The organism is Salinibacterium sp. G-O1 (assembly GCF_030063305.1).
Classification (GTDB): domain Bacteria; phylum Actinomycetota; class Actinomycetes; order Actinomycetales; family Microbacteriaceae; genus Rhodoglobus.
Genome location: NZ_JASISV010000001.1, coordinates 397,922 through 424,495, shown reverse-complemented (window position 1 = coordinate 424,495; position 26,574 = coordinate 397,922). Strand labels below are relative to the sequence as shown.

The following is a 26,574-nucleotide window of genomic DNA, read 5'->3' as shown; positions in this document are numbered from 1 at the left end:
TGTGTTTCGACCATTGCGGCGCCTTCCTGGAGCGTGGGTGGTGTTCGATTCAATTGTGCCATCTATCCGCTTTGCGCACGAGAGGGCGAATAGCGGTTATTCTCAATCATGATTGCACACCATTCAGACGAGCAGGAGTAAGCAATGTCGAACGAGACCGATGCCGCAGAAATCTGGGCCCAACAACAGGATATGTACGTAGGTTTCGAAACAGGCGACCGCGCCCGAACTGATCAGTACATCGATGCCGATTGCACCATCTGGGACTCCGGCAATTGGTCGATGGTGGTCGGCCTCGACGGACTCAACGCGGTTCGCGCGGCCCGTCCCGCTGACGACGACCAGCCGAAGGTTGTCTCGCTCACCGCCCACGACCCGGTAACCGATGTCTGGGGAGACATCGCTGTGCTGCGCCACTACGCAACGGTGGTATTCGAAGGCGACGAGCCCGATGAGTTGCTTCGCAACACGGGCGTCTGGAAGCGCCAGCCCGAAGGCTGGCGGCTCATCCACAACCAGGAACAGCGTTCGTGGGAATAGGCTCCGACCCACCATCTCGCGAATCCCGCACCCAGCGAGCGCTGCATCGACGCGGCGTGGTAGACAGAGTTGAGTCGTCGATCGGGGGCAGGGCGCAGTGAGACAAGATGTGGACATCGCCGTCATCGGCGGCGGAATAACGGGCGCGGCGACCGCCTACGAGCTCGCCAGGCGCGGCGTTGATGTACTGCTGATCGATGCCAAAGATCTGAATACCGAGGCGTCAGGTCGCAACGCTGGAAGTCTCCATGGAATGATCCAGCACCCCTCGTTCATGGAACGCGGGGAGGACTGGGCGCGCAGCTTTCTCCCCGCCCTGGACCTGCTCACCGACTCGCTCAACCTATGGGAGGGCTTGTCTGACGAACTCAGCGTTGACCTCGAAGTGACTCGCAACGGCGGCATTCTCATCGGCGCTACTCAGGGGCAACTCGACGACATCGCTCGCAAAGTCGCGATAGAGCAGGGGGCCGGATATTCCTCCCGCATGCTCGACCAATCGGAACTTCGCGAGATGGCTCCCTGGGTCTCCCCCGACATGCCAGGAGGTGAGTACATGCCCACCGAAGGGAAAGCGAACCCGCTGGTTGCTGCGCCGTCTTTCGCCCGCGCCGCCGAACGCCACGGTGCTCGCTTTGCACTCGGAGAGCCAGTGCGCAGCATCACGAGGATGAACGACGGCTATGAGTTGGAGGCCGGGTCAACAGCGATCCGAGCTCGCTCCATCGTGCTTGCTGCCGGAGACGGAATGAACGCGATTGGCCGGATGCTGAACCTGGACATCCCCGTGACAAGTGAGGCGGTTCAGGTAAGCGCGACTGAGCCGGTGAAACCGCTGGTCAAACACCTCGTCTATAACGCCGGCGACAAGCTCACACTGAAACAGGCACACACTGGCGCCCTCCTGATCGGGGGAGGCTGGCCTGCGCGCCGCAACAGCGCGGGCGAGTGGGTAGTCAACCCAGATTCCCTGCGGGACAACCTTCGCGTTGCGATGAAGGTTGCCCCGGCGATCGCCAATGCAAACGTCGTACGCACGTGGGCCGGCATCGGAAACGCGACCCCCGACCTTCTCCCGATCCTTGGGGAGTACGAGTCGGCGCCGGGCGTGTTTGTGGGCATTTATCCGCACATGGGCTTCACAGCCGGACCCCTAATGGGGCGCATGCTCGCCGATCTCGCTACGAGAACCGCGGTCAATCGGAACCTCCAGCCCTTCAGCCCCGGGCGCTTCGGCAGTCGATAAGTGCGCAAGACGAACACTTGTTCAACATTGCAACACCCGTGTAGGCTCACGGTTCAAGCGACTGCCAGCGCAGCAACACCAGCCATTCCCGGACGAACGGATAACGGATGACGATCGAGACCGACAAGGCAGAGATCTGGCACGGCCAGAACGAGATGTACCGCGGATTTCAAACGCAGGACCGGCCCCGCATCGACCGGCACATCCACCCGGACTGCACGATCTGGGATTCAGAGCATGAGGCACTCGTGCGTGGCCTCGACGGTCTGAACGCTGTTCGTGCAGCCCGACCGACAGGCGATGACCAGGCGAAGGTTTCGTCGCTCGAGGCGTTCGATCAGGTCATCGACGTGTGGGGCGACGTCGCCGTACTGCGTCACATCCTCGTAGTTCGTTTTGAGGGCGACACCCCCGACGAACGCATTCGCAACACCGGAGTCTGGCGCCGCACCCCGGAGGGGTGGCGCGTGGCCCACAACCACGAAGACGTGATTGCTTCACCAGCGCACTAAGACACAGACCACCACCCTGCACCAACCACTGCAACTCCAATGGAAATGAAAGGAACGACCCTGATGAGAATCTCACGTGGCGGCGCAATCGTCGCTGCCGTACTCGCGGGTGCTCTCGCGCTGACCGGATGCACTTCGGGAAACTCGACAGCACCCGAGGCCAGCACAGCGAAGACCACTCTGGTTGTCGGCAAGTCCTTCGACCTGTCCACCGCTGACCCGGCGCGAAGCTTCGAGACAACCGGCGGAATCTTCGGCCGTGCTGTGTACGACACGCTGCTGACCTTCGCAAAGGGCGACGCGACCACCCCCATTCCGATGGTTGCCGAGAGCTACGAGGCCAACGAGGGCGCGACCGAATACACCTTCACTCTCCGGGACGATGTTGTCTTCTCCGATGGAACCCCTCTGACATCTGCTGATGTCGTCTTCTCCTTCGACCGCGTCAAGAACATCCAGGGCAACGGCTCCTTCCTCATGGAAGGCCTGTCAGTATCCGCGCCCGATGAGAGCACCGTCGTCATCTCGTCGGACGAGCCCAACACCGCGATCCCGGCAATCATCACCGCCCAGACGCTGGGTATCGTCAACTCCGAGCTCGTCAAGGAAAACGGCGGAACGGATGCCGCAGACGCAAGCACCACCGACACCGCGGAAGAGTTCCTGAACACGACCTCGGCCGGTAGCGGACCGTACATCATCGAGACCTTCAACACGGAAACTGAAACCGTCATCGTGGCAAACCCGAACTACTGGGGCGAGCCCGCGGCGTACGAGAAGATCGTGTTGAAGAACGCCACCGCCGAGAACCAGCTCATGGACATTCAGAGCGGCACCATCGATATCGCACTCGACCTCGGCGCTGACCAGCTGCCCGCAATCGAGTCCAACCCGGAACTCGCAATCGAAAGCGGCATCTCGCCAACGATCTTCTTCCTGTTCTCGAACGCGAGCCCCGAGATCTCCAAGGTGACCTCGACTCAGGCTTTCCGCGACGCAGTCAAGTACGGCCTCGACTACGACGGTCTGCTGGAGATAGCTGGAGAAGGCTCGGCGCAGGTCCCCGGTGTAATTCCGAGCGTATTCTTCGGCGCTCTCAAGCCGGGAGATGCCGCAGTTCGCGATATCGACAAGGCAAAGGCGGCAGTCCAGGAGCTGGGCGACATCGACCCGATCTCGCTCGAATACCCCAGCGACTTCTCGGTTGCTGGAATTAGCTTCGGAACTGTAGCTGAGCGCGTTCAGGCGAACCTGAAGGAAGTCGGGCTCGAGATCACACTTGCTCCGGCGCCCATCTCGACCGCGCTTGACTCCTACCGCGCCGGCACCGAACAAATGGGACTCTGGCTCTGGAACCCGGACTACCCGGACCCGGCCGACTACCTTGTCTTCGCACCGGACAAGCTCGTTGGTCTTCGCGCCGGCTGGACCGGAGGCTCGAACCCCGACCTGGTTGCGCTCGCGGATAAAGCGGCGGTAGCCACCGAGGAAGCCGAGCGTGCGGACATATTCCGCGAGTTCCAGCTGACTATGAACGAGGTCGGCGTTTTTGCGCCACTGTTCCAGCCTGCAGCAACTGTGGTCGCGGGCAAGGACATTGAGGGAGCAGTCTTCTCCGCAGTGTTCGGAATTGACCTGACCTACATCGGCAAGTAATGGGATAGTGCTGGTTGATGGCTCACAGCGGGCCGTCAACCAGCACTACCGCAACCACAGCGTGGTCGACGACGAGAGAGGGAGGCCCTCATGTTGTTTCGCTTCATCCTTAGCCGACTCGGGTCGGCCGCAATTCTCGCCGTCGGGATCATCCTCGTATCCTTTGTTCTCACCGCGCTGCTTCCCGGGGATGCCGCGACGTCCCGGCTCGGCGAGCGGGCAGCGGGAAATCCAGAGATCGTAGCTGCGGTCCGGGCAAGGTATGGCCTCGATCAGCCCCTGTACGTTCAGTTCTTCATCTACCTCGGCAACCTCCTGAGAGGCGATCTCGGCACGTCGATTCGCACGCAGAAGCCCGTACTGTCTGACCTCGCTCAATTTGGACCCGCATCGGCGGAGCTTGCAATAGTCGCCACGATCGTCGCCGTCATCGTGGGAGTAGGTCTCGGAATTGTCGCGTCGCTGCGCGCTAATGGCCTCGTCGATCAAGCGCTGCGGGTGGTGAGCCTCGGTGGCGTGTCCATCCCGATCTTCTGGCTCGCCCTCATAGCGGTTTACGTCTTCTCGACCCTCAATCGCGTCTTCCCGTCTTCCGGTCGACTCAATCCCGGTCAGACCCCGCCCAGTCAGGTCACGGGGATGTACACGCTCGACTCGCTTCTCGCCGGCGATCTGACACTGTTCGCCAGTGCCATATCGCACCTGATTCTTCCGGCTCTCGTGCTCTCCGCCCCCATGATCGGTTTGCTGTTGAGATTCACGAGATCGTCGATGCTTGAGGTACTGGGAAATGAGTACGTTCGCGCGGCGGAGGCGAAAGGCCTGCCCAGGCACACTGTCATCCTCCGCCACGTTCTCCGTGGTGCGCTCGTGCCGGTCATCACCGTGTTGGGTACCGCTTTCGCCTCTCTCCTCGCCGGGACGGTACTCGTCGAGCAGATCTTCGGCTGGCCCGGCATCGGAGCCTACGCGTTCAGGAGCGCGAGCAACCTCGACCTGCCTGCGATCGTTGGCGTCACGCTCTTCGTGGCCATCGTGTACATCACCGTCAACCTGATCGTCGACTTCTTGTATGGCATCATCGACCCAAGGATTCGCAGAGCATGACTTCTCCCGCAGCAGATCCCGCACTTGCCCCGGATGGAATACCTATTAGGCGCAGCCGATGGTTCCCGGCGCGCCAGCGCCTTCCCGCCGCCTGGCGCCGGCCGCTTGCGGTCGTAGGAATCGTCATCATCCTCACCTGGACCATCCTCGCGATCCTGGCGCCATGGGTCGCTCCGCACGACCCTCTTGCGCAGAATTTCGGCCGATACCTGGCGCCGTCGGCAGACCATCCGTTCGGCACAGACGTCGTGGGCCGCGACATTCTTTCGCGCGTGATCTATGGCGCGCGTGTGAGCCTGCCGCTCGCGGTGTTGCTCGTCACGCTGTCGGTTCTCGTTGGCGCGACCGTTGGCGCCATTGCCGGATACGTGGGTGGTGTTGTCGATGCTGCCCTCATGCGTATCGTCGACCTGTTCTTCGCGTTTCCTGCGATCATCCTCGCCATGGCCGTTGCAGCGTCCCTCGGCCCATCTCTGACGAATGCGGTTTTGGCGATCGTCGTTGTGTCATGGCCCGCCTATGCCCGCGTCACCCGCTCCCTCGTGCTGAGCCTTCGAGAAACGAACTATCTGGCAGCAAGCCGCCTGCTCGGCGACTCGAGCGGCAAGGCCCTGGTTAAAGAGGTGATGCCCAACGTGGCGGGTCCTGTCCTGGTGCTCGCCTCGCTTGAGCTTGGGAATGCCGTACTCCTCCTGTCTGGCTTGTCATTCCTCGGATTGGGCGCCGTGCCCCCCTCTGCAGAGTGGGGATCCATGGTCTCGTCTGGCGCTGCGGTGTTCTACAACTACTGGGTGGCACTCTTCCCCGGGCTTGCGATTTTCAGCGTCGTTCTCGGATTCAATTTTCTAGGAGACGCTATGCGGGATGCCCTCGATCCGCGTTCGGCGCGCTCTGTTGCCACGAGCGAACTTTAAGGAACGACACATGAGCTTGCTTGAAGTAGATAACCTCTCAATCCACCTTCGTGGCGGCCGCACTCTTGTAGAGTCGGTCAGCCTCACCGTCAATGCGGGCGAGATTGTCGGCATAGCCGGGGAGAGCGGCAGCGGCAAAACAGTGACCGCGATGACGTCCCTTGGTTTTCTGCCCGCCGGAGCAACGGCGACGGGAGAAGTGAGAATCGACGGAGCCGACATGCTCTCGATGCGGCCGAAGCAGCTCCAGGCCGTTCGCGGCTCCGATGTTGCGATGGTGTTCCAGGACCCGATGACCTCTCTGCATCCCATGCTTAACATTGGAACTCAGCTAACGGAACACCTGCGGGTGCACCAGGGGCTCAAGCGCAAGCAGGCATGGGCGCGTGCAGCCGAACTCCTCGAGCTGGTGCGCCTTCCAGATCCGCATTCGGCGCTGTCAGCATTTCCCCATCGCTTCTCCGGTGGAATGCGGCAGCGAATCGCTATCGCGATGGCCCTGGCCTGCGGCCCAAAGCTTCTCATTGCCGACGAGATCACCACAGCGCTCGACGTGACAGTGCAGGCAGGCATCCTCGACCTGCTCGATCGACTGCGCCGCGAGACGGGGATGGCGGTCGTGTTTATCACGCACGACCTTGCCGTTATGAATGTCGTCGCGGACCGCCTGTACGTAATGTACGGCGGGAGGATGGCAGAGAACGGCTCCATCTCGCAGGTTCTCAACTCCACCCGGCACCCGTACACGCGCGCACTCATTGACGCTCTTCCGGAGGGAGCGGCGCTCGGCAAGGCCCTCGTGCCCATCCCCGGCGAAGCCGCGACCCCGGACCGTCGCCCGAGCGGCTGTGCGTTCCACCCGCGCTGCGTCTTCGCTGTCGACTCATGCCGGGCCGACGTGCCTCGGCTCCGTGAACTCGAAGACGGTCACCTCGCAGCATGTGCGGTCGATCCGTTTGGCGCGCTTCCAGACCGGGCTCAACTGCTCGATATAGCGCTCGCTACCCCGAAGGATCCCCGTGTCGCTTCTTGAAGTACGTAATGTCATTGTCGATTACAAGACCCCCGGCCGCCGCCCCGTCCGGGCGGTCGCCGGCGCTTCTCTCGAAGTGGGCTCCGGCGAGATCGTCGGACTTGTCGGTGAATCTGGCTGCGGCAAGTCGACACTGGGACGCGGCATCGTCGGCCTGCAGAAGCTGACCTCTGGAGAGGTGACACTCAATGGCGTGCCGGTGAGCCCGGTCGGTCGCCGCGCGCGACCCAGGGCCGACCTTGGACTGCAGATGGTGTTCCAGGATCCGTACTCGTCGCTCAATCCACGTCGCCGCATCTGGCGCCAGGTTGCAGACGGCCTGACCGGCGCTGAGGCCGATTCCTCCGCCCGCAAGGTCGCAATCGAGCTTCTCGAATCTGTTGGCCTGTCGGCCGCGATTGCTGACCGCTACCCTCACGAATTCTCCGGTGGGCAACGGCAGAGAATCGCAATCGCCAGAGCGCTGGCCCCCAAACCATCCGTCATCGTTGCAGATGAGGCAGTGTCAGCGCTGGATGCCTCGACCCAGGCCCAAATTGCGAACCTCCTGGTCGATCTGACCAGAGAACGCGGAATGGGACTTCTCTTCATCTCACACGATCTCTCCGTGGTTCAACACATCGCTGACAAGGTCGCCGTGATGTATCTGGGGCGGATCGTAGAAACGGCACCAACGGTTAAGTTGTGGGAATCACGACTGCACCCATACACGGACGCTCTCGTACGCGCCATTCCCAGTCTTGAGCCGGATGCTTCGGCCCCTGTAGCCCCAGAGGGTGAGGTTCCAGACCCTGCTGCGCCTCCGACTGGCTGCCGCTTTCACCCGCGCTGCCCTGTCGCCATGGATCGCTGCAGGACCGAAGACCCCTCGCTGGTGATTGTCGAGGATTCACGCGCCGCAGCGTGTTGGCATCAGCCGGCGGGTGGCCCCGCCGTCCGTCTGGAATTGCTTGAAACCAGGACGCTCGAGCCACGTTGAATCGCTGCGCCAACCCACTTCCCACAAGCCCTGTTGGGGCGCTGTCCCTCCTGGCGGCGCCTCAACAGCATCACGCCGACTAGCGCTCGAGGCGCGACCAATAGCCACTCAGGAAAGGCATAAATGCTCAGCGAAAAAGTTCGCCATCTCGCAACTGCGGGAAACTTCGCGTCATTCACTACGCTCAGGGCCGACGGTCAGCCGTGCGCACAGGTTATGTGGGTCGATTGCGACGATGAGCACATCATCATCAACACCGAAGTGCACCGCGCTAAGTACAAGAACATTCAGCGGGATCCTCGCGTCGTCGTGCTGATCACGGACAAAGCCAACCCGTACGAGTACGCAGAAGTGCGCGGGACTGTCGTTGAACTTGTGCACGGGCTCGAGGCGCGCACGCACATAGACACCCTCGCATGGCGGTATTTCAACCGCCCGTACGTTGCCGAGCAGATCGAATCTGAGCGCGTCATCCTCAAAATCAAACCGCTGTAGGCGCGGACGGGGGCTGCGAAATCGCAGTCAGATCGTTGCGCCTTTACACATACAACCGCTCACAACGCCCCAGGTGTTGGAGCTCATCAAAGGAGATCACATGGGACATGAAGCTGTACAACAACTAGGCTCCGAGGTCTGGCAGTGGCGGAACGCAATTGCCTTCCACACGGGCGACGACATTCCCCGAGTTGACCGCGCCGTCGATTGGGTGCCCCAGTTCACTGTTCCCGCCATTGATGACATCCGGAGCCGGTATGACGAGTTCCACGCGCGCTGGTTCGCAATGGACGTCACTGCAGAGCCCGTGCCAGTGCAGGTTGACTATCGACTGATCGGCTCAGCCCTGGCCCGGGTTATCTGGGACATCGACACGCTGCGCAACTGGGAGAAAGACGCTGTCTTCCTGACCAGTCAGATCCTTGGACCGTGGTTCGACCGCTTGCTTCAAGTGCCTCCGTTCTCGGCGGACCGACAGCAGGCCCTCCTCATCGCGGCAAAGGCGATTCCTGCGCAGGTCGAAGTGGCTCAGCAGAACCTCTCCCGGGCGGGTGTCAGCAGCCTCGCGGCGGTAGCGGCGGAGATGCTCGCCGACGTTGAGGCCCAGTTCGCTGAGTCGGTGGAACAACTCGACGGCTTTGTGGATGCCGGTGTGCTCAACGAAATCCGCAGCGTGACGCCAGCGGCGGCTGCGGCTCTCGGCGCGTTCCGGGGCTGGCTGGAGACCCACGCCGACTCGATGGCCGCCGATCAGGCGGTAGGTCGCGAAAAATTCATCTGGTTCCTTCGAAACGTCGCGCTCATCGCGGCCGAGCCGGAAGACATGGTGCGCGCCGCCCGCCAGGACTACCAACGAGCGGTCGTCGCCGAGACCATCGTGACAAATCGATACCGCGATCTTGCTGCAGACAGGATCTCGGAGAGCGTCGAGGCGCAGGTCGCACGCGAGGCACGGCAGGAGCAACAGGTTCGCGACTTCTACGAGTCCGAAAACCTGCTCAGTCAGCCAGACAGCCTGCGGCATTACCTCGTCGGCGCACTTCCCGACTATGTGAAGCCGCTGCGTTGGCTCGGAGTGACCGACGATCTTACGAGCGAGCAGCGACTGGAGATGGACGGGATTTCGTATTCCCCCGATCCAACCCCAAACCTCCCCTACTTCTACGCGGCGAACGCCCGCGATCCCCGTCTCGGAATCGTGCATGAGGGGGCGCACTACCAGCAGCTTGCTCTGGCGTCGGCGCACGAGAATCCGCTGCGTCGCCGCTACTACGACTCCTCGGCGAACGAAGGGATCGCCTTCTACAACGAGGAGATGATGATGCTGGCGGGGCTGTTCACGGACGCGCCCCATTCGGAAGAGGTCATCCATAACTTCAACCGCCTCCGCAGCCTTCGGGTTATCGCCGATGTGAGCCTCGCCACCGGTGAGTTCAGCGTGCATGACTCGACCCAGTTCTTCGTCGATCTTGTTCCCATGGACCGCGAGACCGCCCTGGACGAATCGTCGATGTACATCGCGACGCCGGGTCTGGCGATGTCGTACCACGTGGGCAAGATGCTCCTCATCCGCATGATGACGGATGCCATCAACCAGCAGAAGGACGCTTTCTCGACGCGCGACTTCCACGACTACGTCTGGCTGAATGGGAATGTGCCGTTCTCGCTGCAGCGCTGGGAACTGTTGGGCGACCGTTCCGACATCGACATCATCGACGGCTCGGGTGATCATGCTTGAGTTGCACCACCCACTCGCAGGAATTGAGAAGTGATGGCTAGAGCGCGTATAGAAATCATCGTGGCACTGGTTTTTGGCGCCCTCACTGTGATGACGATTGTGTGGCCGACATGGATCGAAAGACTGACCGGCCTGGAGCCGGACGCCGGCAATGGCGAATGGGAGTGGCTTGCAGTGGCCGTGTTCGCTCTAGCGAGCGTCTCGATCGCTGTCCTCGCTGGACGTGACTGGCGCACGGCTCATCGTCGTCGGCTCGCGGTGGACTCCCCTTCTGTCTAACCCAACGGCGCGGTAGACCACTTCGGTGATCTCACCGCACCTGCCGGCCGTGTGATCCCGGGCCGGATTATCGGCGCGCCCAATCGGCGACTTAGCAGGGATCCCTTTTGTAATTTGTTCGCATTGCGAACTAGTGTTCAAAACGCGACATTACCGCTACAGTAAAAACGAAAGCGAAAAACTGCTCAGTTTGGCGCCCCACTTCAACGACAGCGGGCGCACAACACCAACAACAACCAGGCACCTCTTGGGCGTTTTCGCGCGCTAAAACGACGCATTTCCAACGAAGGAGCGGCTCATGACGACTGGCACACCCATCGCCAATCCGCCGGGCCGCGCACGTGCCTCGCGTCGAACTTCGGTGAGCACCCTGTCCACGGCACTCAGACCTCACCGTGCGTTCATGAACCCCACCGCTGTGTCGTCCACCGAAAAGAAACGAGCTATACGTCCATGATGGAAAAGATTGACTTTGACTATTCCCAGCGCCTTTCCAAGCTCTGGGCCAAGCTCGATGAGTCCCACATCGATGTAGTCTTCCTGCCCGCCTCGCAGTCAGACCTCGAGTACTTCACTGGGCTCGGACGCAGGCTTCCCTCATTCGGCAACATTGGGTACACCAATCACTGGATTTCCGGTGCCTTCATCTCTCCAGGCAACGACCCACTGTTTGTTCTTACGCGCCACTTCCAAGAATTTGACCTCCCGGACGGCATCACCGGCGAAGTGATGACAGCCACCGAAACCGATGATGGCGGAGAAATCTTTCGGAAGGCATTTGACAGCTACACGCGTAAGGCGAACACCGTAGCCATGGGAGCGCGCCCCGGTCAGGAGAGCTGCGGCCACGAAGCAGACGCCGTGAGCCGGATCGCGATGAGCGGACGCAGCTGGGCGGAAACCACCATTGAGCTGCGCAACCACAAGCCAGACGCTGAATTCGTCGTCGCCGACACAATCATCAACCAGATCCGACGCATCAAGGACGACCAGGAGATCGCCCTCATGCGCCAGTCCGCCCAGATCGTCGACACCGTGTTCGCAGATATCGAAAAGATGGTTGTCTCCGGCATAACCGAGCTCGAACTCTCCTCAGAGATCGACCTCCGGATGCGGCAGAACGGCTCCCTGGGAGCCTCCTTTGACACGGGCGTGTGGGCCATGGGCCCCGACCTTGGTCGCGATGCCAGCGTGCGGGTCTCCAACGATTCGCTCAAGTCGGGTGCGGGCGTCAGCTTCGATTTCGGCGCGATCACCCAGGGTTACTGCTCGGACTTCGGCCGCACCATCCACATCGGAACACCGAACGAAGAATACGAACGCGTTTACGACCTCGTCATCGCGGCCCAGGAGGCCGGCCGCCAGGCTGCCATTCCTGGAGCTACCGGTGGAGATGTGCACCGCGCCACTCGCGCCGTCATTGAAGAGGGTGGCTATGGCGACTGGTTCCGCCACCGCACTGGTCACTGCATCGGTCTCGACGTACACGAACTTCCCTACATCTCCGAGGAAGACAACACCCCCCTCGAGCCCGGCATGCTCTTCACGATCGAACCATCTGTGTTCTGGCCGGGCCGCGTCGGCGTGCGCGTTGAAGACGTCTTCCTCATGACGGAGACCGGCACCTCGAGCATCAACACACACTCCAACGACCTCGTCGCCAATTAGAGCCGTCACCTCACATCACCGAACCGCAATCCAGGCGCACTTTGGCGCCGGAGTACGCCTCATCGAGGCAAGAGAGGAATCACAATGAAGCAACACCTACGCACGAAGGCCGTGGCGATCCTCGCCATGGCTGTCCCCCTCACCATGCTGGCGGGGTGCACTACCGCCCCGCAACCGTCCGGAAATTCAGACGCGACGGCAGGCGGAACCCTCATCGTTGCGGGGAACGCCGATGTTCTCTACATGGACCCGGCTTCGTCATACAGCGCTCAGGACTCCCAGCTGCACCGCCTCATCACCCGTGCGCTCTTCGCGGACCTTCCTGACGGTGACTCCGGCGCGTCCAAGATCGTCCCTGACATCGCACTGGAAATTCCCACCATGGAAAACGGGGGCATTTCGGATGACGGACTGACGTACACGATCGCACTTCAGGAGGGCGTAAACTTCGACGCTCCTGACGGCCCACGCGCAATTGTCGCCGACGACGTCGTTCGCGCCGTCAAGCGTATTTGCAACCCGGTCTCGCCATCCGTCGCGCTGTCGTACTACACCGCGACGATCGATGGCCTTGAGGCTTATTGCGCTGGATTCGCCGAAGTCGCTGCTGACATCGACGCGATCCGCGATTACGTAGAGAGCAACGATGTCGCTGGCGTCGCGGCAACGAATGACAACACCGTGACTTTCACTCTCACGCAGCCAGCAACGGACTTCATCAGCATTCTCGCGCTCAGCGTGTTCATGGCACCGCAGCCAGTCGAATACCTCGACTACCTCCCGGACTCCCCGGAGCTGCGCCAAAACATGATCTCCAGCGGCCCGTACCGCATCACCGAGTACACGCCGAACGAGAAGCTCATCCTTGAGCGCAACCCGAACTGGGATGCAGACCTGGACACCGTGCGCGAGGCTTACGTTGACGCCGTCGAAATCTCGATGGGTCAGGATGCCGCCGCCGTCCAGCAGCAGCTCGAAGCTGGAACCGTAGACATGCAGTGGGCTGACACCGTTACGCCAACCGCCGCGGTGCCTGCTCTTCTGGCGGCAAATGATGAGCGACTTGTCGTCGGCGGTAGCGGCGGAATCCGGCCCTACATCGTGATCAACACGCTCAGCCCGAACGCCGACGGTGCGTTTGCTGACTCGGCTGTTCGCCAGGCGCTCAACTTCGCCGTGAACCGCGCTGCAATCCAGCAGACACTCGGCGGCCCGGGCCTCGCTGAGATCGCAAAGCAGATCCTTCCTCCCGAGGTGCTCGGCGATGACCCGACCAACGTTCTCGACGTTCCGGATGAGGGCGACCAGGCGAAGGCCAAGAAGATGCTCGAAGACGCTGGCTACAGCTCGGACGTTCCTGTCCGCGTTCTGTACCGCGAAACTGAACCATACGCGTCAATCGCCGCCATCCTTCAGCAGGACCTCCAAGCTGCTGGCTTTGCAGTTGACCTCCGGGTCACAACACAGAACGCCTTCTATGGTGAATTCCTGCTGAACGAGGATGTCACCCGGGCAGGCGAATGGGACATCGCCATCGCCGCGTGGGGCGCTGACTACCTCGATGGTCGTGCGTACCTGGTCCCGATGCTTGACGGTCGCAACTACGAAGGTGGCTCAGCGAACTTCGGTGCGTGGAACAACGATGAATTCAACGCCGAAATCGATGCGGCACTCGCTGCTACCGATCCTGAAGAAGCCAGCAACAGCTGGATGAAAGCGGACGAGATCGCAACGATGGATGCCGCATGGGTTCCTGTTGCGTTCACTCGCACGCCGGTGTTCAGCTCGGCACGGGTCGGCGGTTTCGGCTTTCTGGCGTCCACCAAGAATGGCGACATGGCCAACGTGTGGCTCAGCGAGTGAGTCGCTGAATCCGATCAGTCAGTAACCAGTAGATACATAAGTTTGGAGGGCGATGCCGCGTGCTGCTCACAGTAGAAAATCTCGATGTCACTTTTAGCACCGGTGATGGTCCACTGCACGCGGTACGCGGCATCTCCTTCGAACTCGATCATGGACAGACCCTTGGTGTTGTAGGGGAGTCCGGGTCAGGGAAGTCCGTAAGCACCCAGGCGATGGTGGGATTGGCTGCCGGGGCTCACGTGACCGGTCGCGCCCTTCTCCAGGGCCGAGATCTTTTGACCATGAATCCCGCGGAGCTTTCCGCTGTGCGCGGACCGCAGATCGGCATGGTCTTCCAGGACCCCCTGTCGTCGCTTCATCCGCAGTTTCGAATCGGATGGCAGATTGCTGAGGCCATCCAACGTCACGAGCGCAGCAGCGCAAAGAGTGTGCGCGCACGCGTCATCAAATTGCTTGACGAAGTCGGCATTCCGAATCCCGATAAGCGCATCGATGACTACCCCCACCAATTCTCCGGCGGGATGCGCCAGCGCGTGATGATCGCGCTGGCGCTCGCCCTCAGACCCGCCCTTCTGGTGGCGGATGAACCGACGACGGCGCTCGACGTCACAGTTCAAGCGCAACTCCTCGACCTGATGCAGGACCTTCAGCGCGAACACGGCACAGCAATTCTCATGATCACCCACGACCTCGGCGTAGTCGCTGGCGTCGCAGACAACGTCATCACCATGTATGGGGGGCGGATCGTCGAACGGGGAACCCGCGCTGAAGTGCTTGGGCGCCCGCATCACCCGTACAGCAAAGGGCTGCTCGGCTCGGTGCCACGAGGAGGCAGCCAACGCACAATTCTCCAGTCGATTCCTGGCCAGCCGATGAGCTTGTTGGACGATCGGCCCGGCTGCCCTTTCGCAGCACGCTGCGCATTCGTCCAGGAGGCTTGCCTGGAAACTTTTCCCGACGCGCGCGTCATCTCGCCGACGCAGCAGTCCAATTGCATCCTCCCTACAGAATTCGCGGGCCCGGTCGTGCTCCCCATCATTCCCGCCGCCGAGTCGGGGATCGCGAAGACGGGCGAGGTTCTGGCAAGGATTTCCGATGTGCGCATCGAATTCGATGGTGCCCGCAAAGGTCTGCTTGGGCTCACTCGCGACAAGATCGTTGCGGTGGATGGCGTGAGTCTTGATATTCGAGCTGGCGAAACTCTCGGAATCGTCGGCGAATCCGGTAGCGGCAAGTCCACCCTCGCCCGGGCGCTAACGGGACTGATCCCGCTTTCAGGTGGCACTATTGAGTTTGAGGGCGAGGACATTTCGACCTTCACCACCGCGCAACGGCACAGCTTGCGACGACACGTCCAGATGGTCTTTCAGGACCCGTTCGGCTCCCTCAATCAGCAGCGCCGTGTTGGGTCGATCATCGCTGACCCACTCGTCATCCACCGGATCGCTGACGGGAGAAACCTGCGCTCCCGGGTGCAAGACCTCATGGAACTCGTGGGCCTGAACCCCGAGCACTACAACCGCTTTCCTGCTGAGTTCTCGGGCGGCCAACGACAGCGCATTGGAATCGCCCGTGCTCTCGCGCTGGAGCCCAAGCTGATTGTGTGTGACGAACCGGTGTCGGCTCTAGACGTCTCTATCCAGGCGCAAATTCTCAACTTGCTCAGTTCCTTGCAGCGCGAACTCGGGCTCACGTATGTCTTCATCGCCCACGACCTCGCTGTGGTCGAGCACATCGCTGCCCGCGTCGCTGTGATGTATAAGGGCAAGATCGTCGAGTCGGGGCCGGTCGAGCAAATCTACGGAGCACCAGCACACGAGTACACTCGCTCGCTCCTGGCCGCGGCACCCCACCTCGATGACGTGACCGCCATGGTGGGTGCGTCTTCGACCACGCAGATAGAGGAGGCCCACTAATGCCCGAGCCGACCGTGGATGCCCCCACCGACACAACCCTCGATAATCAACCCTCCGTGTCAGCCGCGAGTGCTCGCACGGGGGTTGCCGCCCGCAGCCCGTTCCAGCTCGTCTGGTCGCGATTGCGTCATGACCCCACCGCGATGGTGTCAGCCGTCGTGATTGTGCTCGTCATCGTCGCTGCCATCTCAGCTCCGCTCATCTCAGGACTGGTGGGTCATGGTCCGGACGAACAGTTCCGCAAAGAGGGTCTTACCCCTTCCGGGCTACCGACGGGACCGAACGACCAGTTCCTGCTGGGTGCAGATAATCTCGGCCGTGATCTGTTTGTTCGCCTGATCTATGGCGCCCAGCTCAGTTTGATAGTCGCCTTCGTGGCGACGGTTGGCGCGCTCGGAATTGGCACCCTGGTGGGGATGACAGCCGGTTTCATGCGCGGAAAGGTCGACACCGTCCTGACCTGGTTCATGGATACCACCCTGAGCCTGCCGCAATTGCTGTTCGCAATCTCACTCGTCTCCCTCGTTGGGCCATCGTTCGGCACCACCGTCGTCGTGATCATTCTCTTCTCGTGGGCACCGATTGCTCGTGTCGTTCGGGGGCAGACCCTGTCTATTCGCGAGAAAGAATTCGTTGAAGCTGCACGATCCCTCGGCGCGTCGAACTGGCGCATCATGCGCGTCGACGTGCTTCCCAACCTCGTCGTTCCCATCCTCGTGTATGGCACGTTGCTGATTCCGCAGGCGATCGTATTTGAGGCGACGCTGTCGTTCCTCGGGCTCGGTGTGCTGCCCCCGACTGCAACGTGGGGGAATATGCTCGCGGCCGCGTCAACGGGCAGCATGTACACGATCGCCTGGTGGATGCTCGTCTTCCCTTCGGCCGCGTTGCTGTGTGTGACGCTGGCTTTTAACTTGCTCGGTGACTCTGTTCGTGACGCGCTCGACCCAAGGCAGACCCTCTTCGCAAAGAAGCGTCGCGTCACGAAGCTGAAGAAGAAGGAGATCGCCGAGTGATCCGCTTCCTTTCTCGCCGGATTCTGTCTGGCATCCTCACACTCATCGCGATCAGCGGAGTGATGTTCCTGCTTTTCTACGTCGCGCCCAACGATCCTGCGGCGACGATCGCTGGCCCTCAGGCGACCAATGACCAGATCGACCAGGTGCGTGCTCGGCTTGGTCTCGATATGCCCGTCATCGAACGGTACTGGCTGTTCATCACCGGGCTATTCCAAGGCGATCTGGGCTATTCGTTCTTCAACAAGGAGCCCGTGCTTGACTCCCTGGTTCGGCGTCTCCCTGCGACCGCGTCGCTGGCTGTCGGCGGGCTGGTGGTCGCTTTAGGGTTGGGCGTGACCATCGGTGTCGGCGCGGCGCGTAAGCCCGGATCGTGGCGAGACAAGCTCGGCACAGCTTTTGTCCTCACCGGACTGAGCGTGCCCACCTTCGTGGCCGGACTCATCCTGCTGTATGTCTTCTTTTATCTCCTCACGGTCATGGGACTCACCTTCTTCCCGGCCGCCGGGTACGTTCCATTCACCGAAAATCCGCTGGAGTGGGCGCGGCACCTCCTCCTCCCGTGGATCACCGTTGGATTTGTGGCAGCCGCCACGTACGCGCGACTGGTCCGTAGTCAGTTGGTGAGTGTGATGGGTGAGGATTACATCCGAACGGCGCGCAGCAAAGGTATCCGCGAGGATCGGGTCGTCTATCGTCACGGAATGCGCAACGTGCTCACCCCGGTTGTGACTCAGATCAGCCTCGACTTCGCCATACTTATGGGCGGCCTCGTCGTAACCGAACGCATCTTTGGAATAAATGGGATCGGCCGTCTGGCCATCGATTCCGTGAACCGCGGAGACCAGCCGGTGATCATCGGCGCGATGCTCCTAGCCTCGCTGTTTGTAGTTATCGCGAGCATTCTGGTTGACCTTGCGTACGCGCTGCTCGATTCCAGAGTCAGAGTGAAATAGGGAAGGTCTGAAATGCTCAGCGAGAAAGTTCGTCTACTGGCCACCGGAGGCAATTTTGCGTCCCTCACAACTCTCACAGCCGATGGTCAACCGTGCGCGCAGGTGATGTGGGTGGATTGTGATGACGAGCACATCATTATCAACACCGAAGTGCATCGGGCGAAGTTTGCGAATGTGCAACGGGATCCACGCGTCGTCGTGCTCATCATCAACAAGGACAACCCTTACGAATACGCCGAGGTACGCGGAACGGTCTCCGAAGTCGTGCACGGCGAGGCGCCCCGGGCCCACGCCGACACCCTCGCCTGGCGTTATTTCAACCGCCCGTATGCGCCAGAGCAGATCCAGTCAGAACGCGTAATCCTGAAGATTAAGCCGCTGTAGAACAGTCACCGAACTTGTCGAGTGCCCGTTCACGCGTGTCGGTTTTTCGCGTTCGTCCGGGGTCGACATCACGATACGAGGAGAAATGATGAGCCCAACCACGCAGGAACTGTCTGATGTCCTTGGAGAGGTTCCGCAGCGCTGGCGCAACGTGGGCCCTGCTCGAGGAGGTCGCGTAGTAGCGGTCTTCGGAGATCTCACCGACTACCGACGCTTCTGGATGGGCGCATGTTCGGGTGGCGTGTGGCGCACCGACGACGCGGGCCAGATCTGGCGACCCGTGACCGACGGTCAACTGGCGACTGCATCGATAGGCGCGATAGCCGTCGCGGAGTCCAATTCGAATGTCGTCTGGGTGGGCACGGGAGAATCATTCGCGCGGAACAACGTTGTGCCAGGAGACGGCGTCTACCGCACAGTAGACGGCGGCCGCACGTGGGATCACCTGGGGTTGGAAACAACGAAACACATCGCAAAGGTCCGCGTGAGTCCAACCGATGCCGACGTGGCATTCGTTGCCGCAACCGGCGACATCTTTGGCCCCAGCCCCGAGCGCGGCGTTTACCGGACCACCAATGGTGGGCGCGATTGGGAGCACGTTTTGCACGTGTCCGATAAGGCGGGCGCAGCAGACCTCATCATTGATGCACACAACCCGCGGATAGTCTTCGCGTCCATATGGGAGGCTGTCCGTCACCCGTGGAACATCATCTCCGGTGGTGAAGATTCTGGCCTCTGGCGTTCGGTCGACGGCGGTGACACTTGGGAGAAGGTGTCTGACAATCCCGGATTCGCAACAGGGCTGTTGGGACGCATGGGCGTGGTCACCAGTCCCGCGAAAGCTGGCCGCGTGTGGGCGCTCGTCGAAGCTCTTGATGACCAGGGTGGCATTTACCGCTCGGACGACTACGGACTGAGCTGGGAGCACATTTCTACAGAACGCTCCGTTCAAGGACGCCCTTGGTACTACAGCCACCTCATCGCGCATCCCACCGAAGCGGACACGTTGTGGAGCATGAACACCTGGGCCTGGCGATCACGCGACGGTGGACGCACCTTCCAACAGGTGCAAACCCCGCACGGCGACAACCACGACCTCTGGATCGATCCGAACGATGTCAACCGGATGATCAACGGCAATGACGGAGGGGCCAGCGTCTCATTGAACGCCGGAATGACCTGGTCAACCGTCTACAACCAAGCCACGGCTCAGCTCTACCGCTTCGACGTCGACCACCGGTTCCCCTTCGATCTCTATGCGACACAACAGGACAATTCGGGTATCCGTGTCCCGTCGAGGTCCTGGAAGGGCGCGATTCGCTGGGCAGACTCGGTAGAACTCGGTGAAGCCGAAGCTGGCGACGTCGCACTCGACCGATCGGACCCTCGCTACGTGATGTTGGGCGGCGCGGGATTCGGTCATCCCGGTCCTTTGCTGCGGTTCGACCAGGTGACCGAGCAGGCACGTGACGTGGCGGTCTGGCCGGAATACTTCATGGGAGTTGGGGCCTCCGAGTCACAACATCGGTTCGGCTGGACGTACCCCATCGAATTCTCTCTGCACAAACCGGGCGTGCTGTACGTCGCCGGCGAGCGCCTATTCCGGTCACCCAACGGGGGAATCGATTGGGAAGCCATCAGCCCCGACCTCACCCGCAATGACCCGAGCAAGCAGCTGCCCACCGGCGGACCCATCTCGGGCGACAGCACAGGCGCCGAGGTCTACTGCACTATCTATTCGTTCGCCGAATCGCCGCTAACGCCCGATGAATTGTGGGTCGGCACTGATGACGGTCTCATCCAGCTGTCACGCGACGGCGGAGAAACCTGGAACGAGATCACCCCCACTGGACTGCCGGAGTGGGCGACGATCTCTCGAATTGAAGTGTCGCAGCACACGGCGGGCACCGCCTACGCGGCAGTTCACGCGTATAGGGTGCAGGACTCGCGCCCCTTTCTGTTTCGTACGCGCGACTTTGGCCAGACCTGGGAGGCGATCGTTGACGGCCTTCCTCAGGGCGAGTGGATTCGCACAGTTCGCGAAGACCCGAAGGTCGCTTCCCTGCTGTTTATCGGGACCGAGCGTCGGGTGTGGTTCTCGACGGACACTGGGGCTTCGTGGGCACAACTAAGCGGCAACATGCCTTCGGTGCCCATTTATGATCTCAAGATTCGCGATCATGAACTGATCGCGTGTACGCACGGTAGAGGATTCTGGATTCTGGATGATGTTGCCCCGTTCCGCGAGTCGGCACGCATCAGCGATGCGCGTTCACTCACGCTGTGTGAGCCCCCACTGACGTATCGTTACCCCACCCCGGACGGTTTCGACATGCCCGGGGAAGGCAGCTGGATGGGCGGCTTTCCCGGAGTTCCGCTCGGTGGCGCAACCTTCACGCGTGAGCGCCGGCCGGATGGACGCGTCGTGTCGGTGTGGCTCGACGGCGGCACTAATCCCCCAAACGGCACTCAGTTGCATTACTTCGTGCCGCCGCAACCGGGCGAGGCGGGGTCGATGGAGCTCACCCTCATCGTGCGCAACGAGGCCGGTGAAATCCTCCGAACTTTCAGCTCCGGCAAGGATGCGGCCCGCGAGGTGCCCATCGAGGAAAAGCTCACAGTCTCACCGGGAATTAATTCATTCCTGTGGGACCTGCGAGTCACGCCGGTACTCGGCATGGCGAACGATCAGGGCGCGCGCACCGTTTACTTGCCGGGCCCGAGGGTGGCACCGGGGACCTACACTGCAGAACTCACAGCGGGCGAGACCACGGTTAGCCAGACGATCACGGTTATTCGAGACCCTCGCGGAGAAGCGACGGACGCCGATCTAAGGCTGCAGTACGAGATTCTGGTGCGCATCCGGGATACGCTGCAGCGCATCAACGACGGAGTCGCCTGCGCTCGATCTGTTCGCGAGCAGCTGAGCGTCGTTCGTTCTCGCATTGCACATGACGATGAGCTGACGTCAGCGATGGAATCTGTAGTCGGCGAACTCGATCGCATCGAGCGAGTCCTCTCTAACCCCGACCTCAAGAACCACAATGACGCCCTCAAGATGGCTGCGGGTCTCGATGAGAAGATAAAGCTGTTACCGGAGATCGTCATCGAACTTTCGGACACTGCGCCCACTCCGGCGACCTATGAAGTATTTGATCGCCTCGCTGGACAGGCTGCCGGCGTCCTCGCCGAACTGGATGACATCATCGACAATCGCCTACCGAGCCTCGAGAAGACATTGCGCGACAGCGACTCAGTGCCATTCATCGTGGTGCCGGACCGTTGATGGACGCGACACGGTCGCGTCGTCTCCGGCCCGGGATTCTACTCATCACCGCGGTGCTCGCTATAACTGGGTGTGGCGCGTCCGCGGGAGGGGTGAACACAGACGTTGTCGACGATTCGACGTCCCTCGTCGTCTACGTGGGACGCAATGAGGAGCATGTTCGTCCTCTGGTGGAGGCCTTTGAGTCCGAGACTGGTCTCACGGTCGAAGCTCGCTACGGCAGTACCGGAGAATTAGCGACGACCATCCTGCAGGAAGGCGAACACTCACCCGCCGACGTCTTCTTTGCGCAGGACCCCGTGTACATCGGCGCGCTCGTTGACGCCAAGCTCCTGACGTCGCTGCCTGATGACATCATCGGTCGAGTTCCGGACGGAATCTCTGGTGCCAACAACGAGTGGGTAGGGGTGACAGGCCGGCGGCGGGTAATGGCGTACAACCCCGCCTTCGTGACCGAACGAGACCTCCCACAGTCGATCAACGAGCTGACCGAGCCATCCTGGAGAGGTCGCGTCGGACTTGCACCGACTCACAGTTCGTTCGTCTCCTTCATTGCATCGATGGTCACGACTGAGGGTGAAGAGGCCGCGCTGGGCTGGCTGGAAGCTATTGCGGCTAACGATCCGCATTTGTTCAGCGGGAATCACGAGATCGTCGAAGCAGTCGCCGCCGGCGACGTCGATGTCGGATTGGTCAACCACTATTACGCGCTTCAGATGGCTGAAGAGCGCGGTTCAGCCGATGCGGCAAACAGGTCATTCCGCGTTGGCGATCCCGGAGATGTGCTGATGCCGACAACGATCGGCATGCTCGAATCCAGCCTGCATCGCTCGGCCGCTCTCGACTTCATCCGCTTTATGCTCCGTGACAGTTCGCAGCGTCACTTTCTCGACAATGTGAAGGAATACCCTCTCGTCGACGGAATCGGCACGCCTCCTGGGGAAAATCCTCTCGACGTCGAACATATTCGCGGAATGCATCTGGATGAGGTGGGCGACAACCTCACCGTGGCAACGACGCTCATCGCACAGGCCGGCCTCATCTAGACGTGTCTGACCACCGCAGGAACTTCGCGACGTTACTGAGTCGACGGAGTGCCCAAAAAACACCTTGGATGGCCGTCGTCGCGTTACTGATTGCGGCAGGATTGTGCCTCCCTCCGCTGGTCGTCCTGCTCGTTGAATCAGTGACGGCCGGGACCGCTTCGGGCATTCCAGCGGGCCGACTGATCGAACTTTTGAGCGGCACTGTGCAATTGATTGTTGTGGTGACAATCGGAGCGGTGATTCTGGGCACGATAGCGGCACTTCTCGTCTCGCGAACCAATCTGTCCGGTCGAAGAATGTTCTCTCTTCTGGTCATGGTGCCTCTTGCCCTCCCGGCCTATCTGCTCGCTCTCTCACTGGTCAGCCTGGGTGGCGGCGCGGGACTGATATCGCAACTCCTCGCACCGCTCGGCCTCGGCCCAGTGCCAGTAGCCCAGGGCCTCTGGGCCGCAGCAATCTGTCTGATCGTGTCGAACCTCCCCATAGTGCACGCCCTCGTCGTCACCGCACTCAACCGTTTGGATCCTGCGCTGGAGGAGAGCGCGCGTCTGGTCGGCGACCCACCCTTCCGCGTATTCTTCCGCGTGATCCTCCCGCAGCTGCGCACTCCTCTGACCACTGCCGCCTGCATCGTTTCGCTCTATACCCTCTCTGACTTCGGGGCCGTCTCCGTGCTCCGCTACGACACCTTCACGCGTGCTGTCTACTCACAGTTTCGTGGGGGCGTTGACCTCGCGTCCGCGTTTTCGCTGGTGGGTGTGCTGATCTCGATGGCGACAGTTCTTATCGTGCTGCAGACAATCCTCGGCGGTCGCCCGATGCCGGTCGCCTCCCGGGCCAGGCCCCCTCTCGCGCTCCGTCTGTCGCTTCCAGGCCGTATCGCCGCTCGCGCAGCACTGTGGTGTGTCGTCTTACTCAGCCTGATCGTGCCCGTGGCCACCCTGACGGTCTGGGCAGTGCGCGGACTCATCTCCGGGGTGCTCGTGGGGCCGATCATTGCCGAAACTGCGAATACGTTGCAGCTCGCGCTCGTCGCAGCTGTTGTGACGACTCTCATCGCCATACCCATTGCGCTCAGCTCTTATCGGGGAACATCGCGGCTCGGGCGAATCGCCGAGACTCTTCCCTGGATCACGCATTCGCTCCCCCATCTCGCGATTGGCGTTGGGTTTCTTATAGTGAGCCTTGCCCTGCCGCCGGTGTTCTATCAATCCAGCACCATGCTCATCCTCGTTTACGCTGCGATCTTCCTTCCCGTGGCCGTTGGTGCTCAGCAGCTGGCATTGCGGCAGATCGATCCCCGGCTCTTCGAGGTCTCCCGAATCCTGGGGCAGGGAGCCTGGTCAACTGGCCGGAGAGTTGGCGTCGCCCTGGTGTGGCGCGCCGCAATGACTGGGGCACTGATTGTTGCGGTGTTGGTTTCACAGGAGCTGCCCGCCACCCTCCTCTTGCGCCCGACGGGAACAGAAACGCTGGCGATTCGCGTTTGGGGAGCCGTATCGGAGGGGCAACTCACGACCGGAAGCATCGCGGCCCTTCTGCTCATGGCGATCTCTGTTCCTCTCGTTGCTGGACATCATCGCGCGACCCTTCGGGTGAGGCAGACATGACATCGCAGCAAAACCCTCCTGCGCTTCTCGCCACCGGGCTCGTTCGCCGATTCGGGGATCGACTTGCCGTCGACAACGTAGACGTGACGGTTCACACAGGGACACTCACCGCGATTTTGGGTCCCTCAGGATGCGGAAAGTCGACGGTGCTCCGCATGGTGGCCGGGCTCGAGCACCCGGATGCTGGCACGGTGTCCCTTTCCGGAACCCTCGTTCAGGCCCCTGGCCATCACGTTCCGCCAGAACGTCGCGGTGTGGGTCTCGTGTTCCAGGACAACGTGCTCTTCCCTCATCTCACCATCGCCGAGAACATCGGGTACGGTGTGCGGCGAGACCAACGCACTGCGTCCACGACCCGCCTGCTCGACCTGGTCGGGTTGGGTGACGTCGGACAGCGCATGCCTCACGAGGTTTCGGGTGGGCAGCAGCAGCGCGCTGCACTTGCGCGAACGCTTGCCACCAGTCCGCGCATCATCCTGCTGGACGAACCGTTCTCGCAACTGGACGCCCATTTGCGAGAGCGGGTACGCAGTGACATGGTCGATGCAATTAGGCGCACCGACTCCACGGCGCTGCTGGTCACTCACGACCAGGATGAGGCATTTGAACTCGCGGACGAGGTCATCGTCATGTCCGAAGGCCGCATCCACCAGGTGGGAAGCCCTCAACAGATCTATCAGCGACCGGCAGATCGCTTCGTGGCAGAGTTCGTGGGTCACGCGACACTGGTACCAGCAATCCGTGTCGCCGATGGCGTGGTCGACACGACGGTTGGGCGACTCGCCGTTCGTGGTGCGAGCGCTGAATCGACTTCGTTCGCCGTGTTGCGCCCCGAATCGGTCGTTGTCGGATCTCCCGAGGACCGGGAGCTGGGTGCCCAGCATGCCCAAATCATGCGCGTCAGGTTCCAGGGGATGAACCACCTGGTCGACCTGAAGCGTGATGACGGGATGCACCTTGTCGCCCGAGTACCTGGGCTTGTGCCTTGTGAAACCGGCGACTTAGTTTCGTTCCGCGTTCACGGGCCGGTGGCGACAGTATGAACAATCGAACCGAAGGCAGCAACATGCCCCATCCCCGGCCCCTCCCCTTGTGGGCTGGGCGCACGATCTCACTTCTGGGCATCCTTCTGGTCGCGCTCAATTTGAGGACGGCGGTCTCAGCAATTTCTCCCATCACACGGGATATTGCTGCGGACATTCCGCTCGACAATGTGGCGCTCGGCCTTCTGGGCATGGTTCCTCCGATGGCATTCGCTATCTCCGCACTCGCCAGTGCAGGGATCGCCCGCAAACTCGGCCTCGAGGTCTTTCTTGTCGTCGCGATTGCGCTCATGATCGCAGGTCACCTCCTGCGCGCCGCCGCACCCGGCTACGGGATTCTCCTGGTTGGGAGCGTGCTCGCTCTGGTGGGCATGGGCATCGGCAACGTGTTGCTTCCCCCCCTGGTGAAGCGCTATTTCCCGGATCGCATCGGAACGGTCACCGCGCTCTACGCGACCCTTGCCTCAGCGAGCGCCGCGTTGCCGGCGCTCGTGGCCGTGCCCGTCGCTCACGCGACCGATTGGAGGGTCTCGCTCGGAATGTGGTCGATCCTCGCCTTCGCAAGTCTCGTTCCGTGGGCGATCCTCCTGGTGCAGAGGTCACACGAGAAGGCCAGCAGCAAAGTCGACGGCGTCGCAGAGATTGCGCAACCGCTCTCGCTCGGCGGGCGGCCCATCTGGCGATCGGGCGTCGCTTGGACGATCGCCGTGGTCTTCGCCATGTCGTCGTTCAATGTGTACGGCGTGCTGACATGGTTGCCGGACATCCTTGCGCAGACAGCCGAGACCTCAGCGGCACAATCAGGTGCGCTTCTGGCGCTGTATGCCGCCATGGGACTGCCGGCAGCGCTGTTGATCCCCGTGCTTGCAGCGCGAATACATAACATCGGCCCGCTTGTGCAACTAGGTGCGCTGTTCTTCATCATCGGCGACCTCGGGCTGCTGTTCGCTCCGGGATTCGCAACAGTGCTGTGGGTCATCTTTATTGGGCTGGGTGCACTGATATTCCCGGTGTGCCTTGTGCTGATCAACCTACGCTCCCGCACCATGAACGGAGCGGTCGCGCTGAGCGGTTTCGTGCAGGGGGTCGGCTACAGCATCGCCTCCCTCGGCCCGCTTCTTTTCGGAGTGCTGCGGGAAGCGACCGGTGGCTGGGTTGCGGTGTTCGTCATGCTGATTGTTTCCGCAGTCGTCATATCCGCGGGCGGCGTTCTGCTGCGCAGGCCCGTTTTTGTTGAAGACCAGCTTCAACCGGAGAGACAACAGGCTGCAGCAAGATGAGCCATTG

The 26,574-nt window shown here is 61.4% G+C and carries 22 protein-coding genes; all 22 read left to right on the top strand.

Annotated features, from left to right (window positions below):
• Positions 1-144 precede the first annotated feature (144 nt).
• The 22 genes from QMG83_RS02085 to QMG83_RS01980 all read left to right on the top strand — a co-directional run bounded on the left by QMG83_RS02085 (position 145) and on the right by QMG83_RS01980 (position 26,567).
• Complete coding sequence (locus QMG83_RS02085; protein ID WP_283503710.1) at positions 145-540, top strand: DUF4440 domain-containing protein; 396 nt, start codon at positions 145-147, stop codon at positions 538-540.
• A gap of 97 nt (positions 541-637) precedes the next feature.
• Positions 638-1,786, top strand: a complete 1,149-nt coding sequence (locus tag QMG83_RS02080; protein WP_283503709.1) for an NAD(P)/FAD-dependent oxidoreductase — start codon at positions 638-640, stop codon at positions 1,784-1,786.
• 107 nt (positions 1,787-1,893) lie between these two features.
• Entirely contained in the window at positions 1,894-2,298 is a 405-nt protein-coding gene (locus tag QMG83_RS02075; protein WP_283503708.1) for a nuclear transport factor 2 family protein, read from the top strand.
• A 63-nt stretch (positions 2,299-2,361) separates the two neighbouring features.
• A complete protein-coding gene (locus tag QMG83_RS02070; protein ID WP_283503707.1) occupies positions 2,362-3,954 on the top strand; it encodes an ABC transporter substrate-binding protein in 1,593 nt (530 codons plus the stop codon).
• A 90-nt stretch (positions 3,955-4,044) separates the two neighbouring features.
• Positions 4,045-5,061 (top strand): ABC transporter permease, encoded by a 1,017-nt coding sequence (locus tag QMG83_RS02065; protein WP_283503706.1) that lies wholly within the window; start codon positions 4,045-4,047, stop codon positions 5,059-5,061.
• Complete coding sequence (locus tag QMG83_RS02060; protein WP_283503705.1) at positions 5,058-5,975, top strand: ABC transporter permease; 918 nt, start codon at positions 5,058-5,060, stop codon at positions 5,973-5,975. The genes QMG83_RS02065 and QMG83_RS02060 overlap by 4 nt, the downstream gene beginning before the upstream one ends.
• Before the next feature lie 10 nt (positions 5,976-5,985).
• Entirely contained in the window at positions 5,986-7,008 is a 1,023-nt protein-coding gene (locus tag QMG83_RS02055; protein ID WP_283503704.1) for an ABC transporter ATP-binding protein, read from the top strand.
• Entirely contained in the window at positions 6,995-7,987 is a 993-nt protein-coding gene (locus QMG83_RS02050; protein ID WP_283503703.1) for an ABC transporter ATP-binding protein, read from the top strand. Before QMG83_RS02055 ends, QMG83_RS02050 begins: the two co-directional genes overlap by 14 nt.
• 123 nt (positions 7,988-8,110) lie before the next feature.
• On the top strand, positions 8,111-8,482 hold the full coding sequence (locus QMG83_RS02045; protein WP_283503702.1) for a TIGR03618 family F420-dependent PPOX class oxidoreductase: 372 nt from the start codon (positions 8,111-8,113) through the stop codon (positions 8,480-8,482).
• A gap of 100 nt (positions 8,483-8,582) precedes the next feature.
• On the top strand, positions 8,583-10,220 hold the full coding sequence (locus tag QMG83_RS02040) for a DUF885 family protein (protein ID WP_283503701.1): 1,638 nt from the start codon (positions 8,583-8,585) through the stop codon (positions 10,218-10,220).
• A 33-nt stretch (positions 10,221-10,253) separates the two neighbouring features.
• Positions 10,254-10,499: a hypothetical protein gene (locus QMG83_RS02035; RefSeq protein WP_283503700.1), complete on the top strand. Its 246-nt coding sequence runs from the start codon at positions 10,254-10,256 to the stop codon at positions 10,497-10,499.
• Between the two features lie 453 nt (positions 10,500-10,952).
• Positions 10,953-12,167, top strand: coding sequence for a M24 family metallopeptidase (locus QMG83_RS02030; RefSeq protein WP_283503699.1), 1,215 nt, complete (start codon positions 10,953-10,955; stop codon positions 12,165-12,167).
• Between the two features lie 84 nt (positions 12,168-12,251).
• Complete coding sequence (locus QMG83_RS02025; RefSeq protein ID WP_283503698.1) at positions 12,252-14,030, top strand: ABC transporter substrate-binding protein; 1,779 nt, start codon at positions 12,252-12,254, stop codon at positions 14,028-14,030.
• 59 nt (positions 14,031-14,089) lie between these two features.
• On the top strand, positions 14,090-15,946 hold the full coding sequence (locus QMG83_RS02020) for an ABC transporter ATP-binding protein (RefSeq protein WP_283503697.1): 1,857 nt from the start codon (positions 14,090-14,092) through the stop codon (positions 15,944-15,946).
• Complete coding sequence (locus QMG83_RS02015) at positions 15,946-16,962, top strand: ABC transporter permease (RefSeq protein ID WP_283503696.1); 1,017 nt, start codon at positions 15,946-15,948, stop codon at positions 16,960-16,962. Before QMG83_RS02020 ends, QMG83_RS02015 begins: the two co-directional genes overlap by 1 nt.
• Entirely contained in the window at positions 16,959-17,918 is a 960-nt protein-coding gene (locus QMG83_RS02010) for an ABC transporter permease (protein WP_283503695.1), read from the top strand. The genes QMG83_RS02015 and QMG83_RS02010 overlap by 4 nt, the downstream gene beginning before the upstream one ends.
• A gap of 12 nt (positions 17,919-17,930) precedes the next feature.
• Positions 17,931-18,302 (top strand): TIGR03618 family F420-dependent PPOX class oxidoreductase, encoded by a 372-nt coding sequence (locus QMG83_RS02005; RefSeq protein ID WP_283503694.1) that lies wholly within the window; start codon positions 17,931-17,933, stop codon positions 18,300-18,302.
• Between the two features lie 85 nt (positions 18,303-18,387).
• Positions 18,388-21,588, top strand: coding sequence for a hypothetical protein (locus QMG83_RS02000; RefSeq protein WP_283503693.1), 3,201 nt, complete (start codon positions 18,388-18,390; stop codon positions 21,586-21,588).
• A gap of 92 nt (positions 21,589-21,680) precedes the next feature.
• Positions 21,681-22,634 (top strand): extracellular solute-binding protein, encoded by a 954-nt coding sequence (locus QMG83_RS01995; protein WP_283503692.1) that lies wholly within the window; start codon positions 21,681-21,683, stop codon positions 22,632-22,634.
• 68 nt (positions 22,635-22,702) lie between these two features.
• Positions 22,703-24,244, top strand: coding sequence for an ABC transporter permease (locus QMG83_RS01990; protein ID WP_283503691.1), 1,542 nt, complete (start codon positions 22,703-22,705; stop codon positions 24,242-24,244).
• On the top strand, positions 24,241-25,287 hold the full coding sequence (locus QMG83_RS01985; protein ID WP_283503690.1) for an ABC transporter ATP-binding protein: 1,047 nt from the start codon (positions 24,241-24,243) through the stop codon (positions 25,285-25,287). Before QMG83_RS01990 ends, QMG83_RS01985 begins: the two co-directional genes overlap by 4 nt.
• Positions 25,284-26,567: an MFS transporter gene (locus QMG83_RS01980; protein ID WP_283503689.1), complete on the top strand. Its 1,284-nt coding sequence runs from the start codon at positions 25,284-25,286 to the stop codon at positions 26,565-26,567. The genes QMG83_RS01985 and QMG83_RS01980 overlap by 4 nt, the downstream gene beginning before the upstream one ends.
• The last annotated feature ends 7 nt before the right edge of the window (positions 26,568-26,574 follow it).

Excerpts from the sequence above, each read along its gene's own strand:
- QMG83_RS02015 (WP_283503696.1), top strand. The coding sequence starts at position 15,946 with ATGCCCGAGCCGACCGTGGATGCCCCCACCGACACAACCCTCGATAAT.
- QMG83_RS02085 (WP_283503710.1), top strand. The coding sequence starts at position 145 with ATGTCGAACGAGACCGATGCCGCAGAAATCTGGGCCCAACAACAGGAT.
- QMG83_RS01985 (WP_283503690.1), top strand. The coding sequence starts at position 24,241 with ATGACATCGCAGCAAAACCCTCCTGCGCTTCTCGCCACCGGGCTCGTT.
- QMG83_RS02070 (WP_283503707.1), top strand. The coding sequence starts at position 2,362 with ATGAGAATCTCACGTGGCGGCGCAATCGTCGCTGCCGTACTCGCGGGT.
- QMG83_RS01980 (WP_283503689.1), top strand. The coding sequence starts at position 25,284 with ATGAACAATCGAACCGAAGGCAGCAACATGCCCCATCCCCGGCCCCTC.
- QMG83_RS02075 (WP_283503708.1), top strand. The coding sequence starts at position 1,894 with ATGACGATCGAGACCGACAAGGCAGAGATCTGGCACGGCCAGAACGAG.
- QMG83_RS02055 (WP_283503704.1), top strand. The coding sequence starts at position 5,986 with ATGAGCTTGCTTGAAGTAGATAACCTCTCAATCCACCTTCGTGGCGGC.
- QMG83_RS02025 (WP_283503698.1), top strand. The coding sequence starts at position 12,252 with ATGAAGCAACACCTACGCACGAAGGCCGTGGCGATCCTCGCCATGGCT.
- QMG83_RS02030 (WP_283503699.1), top strand. The coding sequence starts at position 10,953 with ATGATGGAAAAGATTGACTTTGACTATTCCCAGCGCCTTTCCAAGCTC.
- QMG83_RS02065 (WP_283503706.1), top strand. The coding sequence starts at position 4,045 with ATGTTGTTTCGCTTCATCCTTAGCCGACTCGGGTCGGCCGCAATTCTC.
- QMG83_RS01990 (WP_283503691.1), top strand. The coding sequence starts at position 22,703 with ATGGCCGTCGTCGCGTTACTGATTGCGGCAGGATTGTGCCTCCCTCCG.
- QMG83_RS02040 (WP_283503701.1), top strand. The coding sequence starts at position 8,583 with ATGGGACATGAAGCTGTACAACAACTAGGCTCCGAGGTCTGGCAGTGG.
- QMG83_RS02035 (WP_283503700.1), top strand. The coding sequence starts at position 10,254 with ATGGCTAGAGCGCGTATAGAAATCATCGTGGCACTGGTTTTTGGCGCC.
- QMG83_RS02045 (WP_283503702.1), top strand. The coding sequence starts at position 8,111 with ATGCTCAGCGAAAAAGTTCGCCATCTCGCAACTGCGGGAAACTTCGCG.
- QMG83_RS02060 (WP_283503705.1), top strand. The coding sequence starts at position 5,058 with ATGACTTCTCCCGCAGCAGATCCCGCACTTGCCCCGGATGGAATACCT.
- QMG83_RS02005 (WP_283503694.1), top strand. The coding sequence starts at position 17,931 with ATGCTCAGCGAGAAAGTTCGTCTACTGGCCACCGGAGGCAATTTTGCG.
- QMG83_RS02000 (WP_283503693.1), top strand. The coding sequence starts at position 18,388 with ATGATGAGCCCAACCACGCAGGAACTGTCTGATGTCCTTGGAGAGGTT.